This window comes from Vibrio sp. 10N.286.46.A8, assembly GCF_041470165.1.
Taxonomy (GTDB): domain Bacteria; phylum Pseudomonadota; class Gammaproteobacteria; order Enterobacterales; family Vibrionaceae; genus Vibrio; species Vibrio tasmaniensis_A.
Genome location: NZ_JBFRLX010000012.1, coordinates 1 through 5,505, shown reverse-complemented (window position 1 = coordinate 5,505; position 5,505 = coordinate 1). Strand labels below are relative to the sequence as shown.

The following is a 5,505-nucleotide window of genomic DNA, read 5'->3' as shown; positions in this document are numbered from 1 at the left end:
CTAATCAATAGGGCTTTTTATCCATCAAAGATAATACTTAAGTTATCGTAAATTTATTCTATTTACTTTTCTCTTCTAGCTTAGCCTTTACTATTGGATATAGTTTTTCGTATGGCAAGTAGCCGGGGAGCAATGTTCCATCAATTAGCATCGCTGGTGTACCCCGAACACCTAGCCTCGTAAATAAGTTATAGTTTTCAGCAACTTCAATCGCTATTTCGCTGTCTGAAGAAACATAATCGGTGGCTTTGTTCTTCTTCGCTACTTTCATTATCGAACGAACATTGTGAATACCAGGCTTACTGATCAACATCTCTTCAACTGCTTTGTATTTTTCTTTGTCATTGTTCCAGACATTGAGTCCAAAAGTTGCTGAGTTCAATGGCGAATCTCTCTCCTTTAGAGGGATATAAATATTTATCACCTTGATGTCATTAGGGAACTCATCCGCTATTTTTCGAAGAACAGGGTCTAATTTTTTACACCACGGGCAACTAAAATCAGTCATATTTACGATCGTCAGTTTTGGATGTTCGGAACCATACCAAGGGTGATGTGGGTTGTTATAAATAAAGTCATGACTCTCAACTAACGTTTTATCAAAGCTACTTTGTTGATCTATGTAAGCAGCTAGACTGTCGTGAACTGAATCGATAATACCTTCGTTCGTTTCTAGCATTTGCGTTATCTCGGCAATTTTTTCTTGTTTTGTCATTGCGAAAGTGACGGGTGAGAAAGCCAGAGTAACCAATAGTGTGATGATGCTTTTTGTAATGAATTTCATATTTTTCCCATTAATACTTAGCTAACCAAAGTCGGGCTGCGATACCTATTGGCGTAGTAATTCCTGAAGTAACACTTGTTACTTTTCCATCATTAATAACAATGAGTGTTGGCGTTAAGGAGATTCCCCAATCGCGTGCAATTTTACCTTGAGTGTCATTAATGTTGTCGTAGCTATACCCTTTAGCATTCATATAGCGTTGAACTCTTTCATCTTTACCCGAAGTCAGTGATACACCAACGACGGGATAGCTCGATGAAAACCAATCAACCACTGGCGTCACAAATTTGCAGGCGACGCACCATGTCGTCCAAAAATAAACTAATACCGGCTCTTTCTTACTCATCTCTATTACATCTATCGGTTTACCGGATAACGACATCCCAACCATTGGCGGAACGTTCTGCATTGGAACGTCTTTTGTACGCCAATAATCAACACCAAAGACCACGACCAATGCGAACAAGGTATACAGTAATGCCGATCTCAACTTCTGCTTTTTGGACTGAGGTTTTACCTTAGCTTTTTTTCTCATCATTCGTCACCACCTTTTGCTTTCTCAATGGCTTCCATCACCGCATCACTGGTTAAGATGACAGGAAGCTCAATACCTTCCGGAGCGTTAGGGCCATAAACCATGTTGAACGGAACACCGAAACGGTTGTGATCTTGTAGGTATGACGTGACACTATCACTTGGGACTGTCCAATCGCCCTCCATCGGCACTACATCACCTTCAGTCAATACGCTGTAAACAGGATCTTGTAAGAGAACCCCGATCTTGTTTGCTTTACAAGTCACGCACCAATCAGCGGTAACATCAACGAAAACTACTTTGTCGTTAGCAACATGATCATCAATGGCTACGGTCGACAAAGCTTCCCACTCAGGTTCTGGTGGCAGAATTTTGGATGTTGCCTTCTCGACAAATAACGAGGCAGAGATAACACTCAACAGCAGCAAGGCAACAGCACCCGCAGTCTTGATTCCATGCACTTGAACCAACCTGACAAGCAATAGGCAAACACTGACCGCCAGTATTGCGTATAGCCACAATTGAGGGACATGAGGTCGAAGCAAGCTAAAGAGCCAAACGCTAGTGATTAGCATCATTCCGCCGAACAGGTATTTAACACGGTTCATCCATGCTCCTGGTTTAGGCAGCGCCAAAGCTATCGATGGGAATGCAGCAACGATGATCCATGGAAGTGCCATACCAACGGCAAGTGCGGTGAAAATACCAAACATCGTCGGGATAGTCGTGGCAAGAGCAAATGCAACGGCTGTCCCAAGAAATGGAGCAGAACATGGCGTAGCCAATAGCGTTGCGAACATGCCTTGTGTAAAGTGTCCGACGTAACTACTGTCTCCCTTGGTTGCCATCCACGTATTGGTATTCGATGAAAGACGGATCTCGAAAAGCCCTAACATGTTAGCGCTGAAAAGAGCTGTGACGATAAACATCCCACCGATAAACCAACCGTTTTGGAACTGAATTCCCCAACCGATAACGCTGCCTGATATTTTTAACACAGCCAAGAAAGTGGCGATTAACCAGAAGGATGCGAGGATGCCACTCGCAGATGCAAGGAATTGGAACCTAACCTGTTTTCTTGCCATGCCTTGAGCAGAAATAACCCCACTCAGTTTCATTCCAAGTACAGGGAATACACAGGGCATGATATTGAGAATCAACCCACCTAATAGCGCCAAAAGCACCATACTTATCATAGAGCTATTACCCACTATGCCGTTGGTAACAGTGGCTGGGTATTCTGTAATGAAGTCTTTGTCTTTGATGCTGACACGAATGTGTTGGTTGTTGAGATCGGGTGTGCCCATCCAGCTGCTGACGTCATAAGTCGCAATGGCTTGGTTACCTTCAATTTCAATGTGAGGAATACCAAATTCAGCATCTTGCATTTCATCTGAATCACCATCCACGATTATATCGGGTGCAGTCCAACCAATTTTATGTGTAGCAATAACTTGAAGTTGCGACTTGTGAGCATCCCAAATCGTAGATGTACCCTCTACAAGCGGTGAGTCTTTCGGCACTTCGCTCATTGCTTTTGCGTAGACAAGCATCGCGTCGTTATTCACGGTCATCTCACTTGGGTTAAACACCAAGTTGATGTCAAAATCCGTGAGAATACATATGGTGGTGCATGAAGACATCGTCAGCACTGCATGGAGCTCAACAGGTTTGTTCATATCATCAATATGAAGATTCATCGGAAAGATGATGTTGTGCTTGTAGCCTAGCGTATCTATGCCGAGCAAGTTGAAGCGTTGAGGAAACTTCCAAAACCATTGCAGTTGCGAAACGTTCTTAGAGTCAGCCCATTTAATTTTGGGCGCAATGCCTCCTTCGCCAGGACTTCTCCAGTAAGTTTTCCATTCATCAGAAAGGTTCACTTCCAGATAACCCGCCGCGGTTTTATCTTCTTTATTAATTTGTCCTGTCATGACAAAACGCGTTTCTACATACGGATGTAACTTGTCTTGCATCCAACCCGTTGTAACAGGAGTCATCGATTCGCTCGCACTTGCGTTCACAGTGAATGTTGAACACAACGCAACGAATAGCCAAAGCACAACAAAGCGCAATGACATTTTGCTTTTAGGCATGTCTAATTTTTCCTTAAAAAATGAATAATATGAGTGTTAGTTAAACGCTCTTATTTTCATTCTTTAAAGACACAGATCTTGAGATGGATGCGCCTACCTTTGTGGAGGATTGGCTCAGTGAAGGGAGAGAAATACGGGACAGTACTTAGCAGCCACAATACGACGACAACGAGTATGAAGTACGTGAATATAGCTTGATCATTGACTTGGTGGTGATCAAAATTTATCAGGTGTTCTGATAACTCACATTTTTGGACGGATTGGCCGTCTTGGGATTGAGATGCCCCATCAATAAAAACGCCACCATCGCTAATCTTGTTTGCCTGCACGGCAGTAGAAATAGCAGAATCACTGTTGTCATAATTTACTTTGCAGCCTTGGATAAAACTCATATTACTGGCGAGACAGAAACAGATAACCCAACCCACTAATAATAGTGCGCTACGAGTTAGCTGATGTGTGTTTCGACTTGAGATCATATCTAAACTGCAGATGTCTTGTGATGGTAAACGTAGCAATACGACTTAACTCAAATAATAAAGTTCAATTTTTTTCGTATGGCCGATAATTTTCATGAATCAAAGCGATTGAGAATCGTAAAAATCATATACCAACAATCAGGGTCGGAAAGACAATCAGTATCGAAAAGACAATCGACATCAGCCATACCGCGGTCGAGCAGCGTGAACTAAGTAAACTCGGACCAAGACAATACATGCTCAAGAACAACGTATGACCTAACTCTCTGTTTTCTTGCTAGTATTAAACTCATGCTGTTTGTTTATGTATAAAAATTATTGATTGAATAACGAAGCTTGTTGATATGGGGATGAAATTAGAATGAGGCGATTACTTACTGCAATATTTTTCAGTTCAGCATTGTTACTCAGTTCAGTGCTATCAGGGTGCAGTAATTTTAGAAATCTATCGAATGAGATAGACGCAATTGATGCCTATACCGACCAGTACCAAATCATTTTGACCGAACCAGCGTCGGGCTCAGCCGTCGTTATTCAACAGATAAAAGATATCAATAAAAGCGAAGTTGATGGCTACGACGGCATAATAGATAGCGACAGTATTCAATTGCAGCTATCTAGAAAAATACACTACCTACTTGTCTTTGATGATAAAAACCAAGATTTAACCCTACAAGCTGACGAACCATTCAGTGTCGTTAATCTACACGATCACCAAGACAATTCTACAGTAAGAATTTCACTCGCCATTGACGAAAACAAAGCGCCCAGAGCCTTTGTTAATCACTCACTGTCCTCTTTACTGAAAGTGGAATTGGATCTTGTCGATATAGGCACTGTTGTGAGTTTAACGGATCCGCCCTTTAAGCGAGAAAACGCTAAGCTCGGCATGTGGCAGCCAGTAACATTCTTTTTTGAAGGGAATGCTGGACTCTACTTTTTGTCGGAATACGACCCAACTAAAATCCCTATCCTATTTGTACATGGTATCAACGCAACCGCTTTAGATTTTGCTCCATTAATCGAAAAAATCGATCAATCTAAATACCAAATATGGGTATTCAACTACCCTTCTGGCTTATCTCTGGTTTTAAGTTCGAAAGGCTTAAATAACCTGCTGCATACCATAGTGACGGAATACAAGATCCAACAATTACACGTGGTGGCACACAGCATGGGTGGGCTTATCGTGACAAACAGTGTTCGTCAGTGCCAAATCGGGCAGTTGTGCAATTTTGTCAGTAGCATCACCACCATATCTTCCCCGTTTGGGGGTGTGGCATCCGCCAAGCAAGGAATTGAATACTCCCCTATCGTGATGCCAGCCTGGGTAGATTTAAATCCAGACGGAAAATTTATCGCCGAGTTATTTGGTAGTAAAACTAAAAACCATACCCCGCACTTTTTAGCGTTTGGATACAATTCAGGGGAGTTATTTAATACCAACAGTAATGATGGCGTAATTGACCTATCAAGCCAGCTTTCGCGCCCAGCTCAATTAAACGCCGACCAAATTTTTGGTTACGACGAAAATCATTTAAGTATCTTAGACAACGACGACTTGTTTGAAGATCTTTCTGAGTTTTGGTTGAGAACCGAACAAGGCTATAA

General features: G+C 42.1%; 5 protein-coding genes. 1 reads left to right on the top strand and 4 read right to left on the bottom strand.

The genetic code is table 11. From position 1 onward, the window contains the following. Positions 1–58: 58 nt before the first annotated feature. Genes AB4232_RS01905 through AB4232_RS01890 form a run of 4 tightly spaced genes read right to left on the bottom strand, consistent with a single transcriptional unit; the run spans position 59 to position 3,894 of the window. Entirely contained in the window at positions 59–784 is a 726-nt protein-coding gene (locus AB4232_RS01905; RefSeq protein WP_009847198.1) for a DsbA family protein, read from the bottom strand. Between the two features lie 10 nt (positions 785–794). Next, on the bottom strand, positions 795–1,322 hold the full coding sequence (locus tag AB4232_RS01900) for a protein disulfide oxidoreductase (RefSeq protein ID WP_372085906.1): 528 nt from the start codon (positions 1,320–1,322) through the stop codon (positions 795–797). Next, positions 1,319–3,415: a protein-disulfide reductase DsbD gene (locus AB4232_RS01895; RefSeq protein WP_009847200.1), complete on the bottom strand. Its 2,097-nt coding sequence runs from the start codon at positions 3,413–3,415 to the stop codon at positions 1,319–1,321. Before AB4232_RS01895 ends, AB4232_RS01900 begins: the two co-directional genes overlap by 4 nt. 56 nt (positions 3,416–3,471) lie before the next feature. Continuing rightward, on the bottom strand, positions 3,472–3,894 hold the full coding sequence (locus AB4232_RS01890; protein WP_372085903.1) for a hypothetical protein: 423 nt from the start codon (positions 3,892–3,894) through the stop codon (positions 3,472–3,474). Positions 3,895–4,255: 361 nt separating this feature from the next. Here AB4232_RS01890 and AB4232_RS01885 point away from each other — a divergent pair. Then, positions 4,256–5,505, top strand: a 1,250-nt coding sequence (locus AB4232_RS01885; protein WP_372085900.1) for an esterase/lipase family protein, incomplete at its 3' end; no start/stop codon positions are given.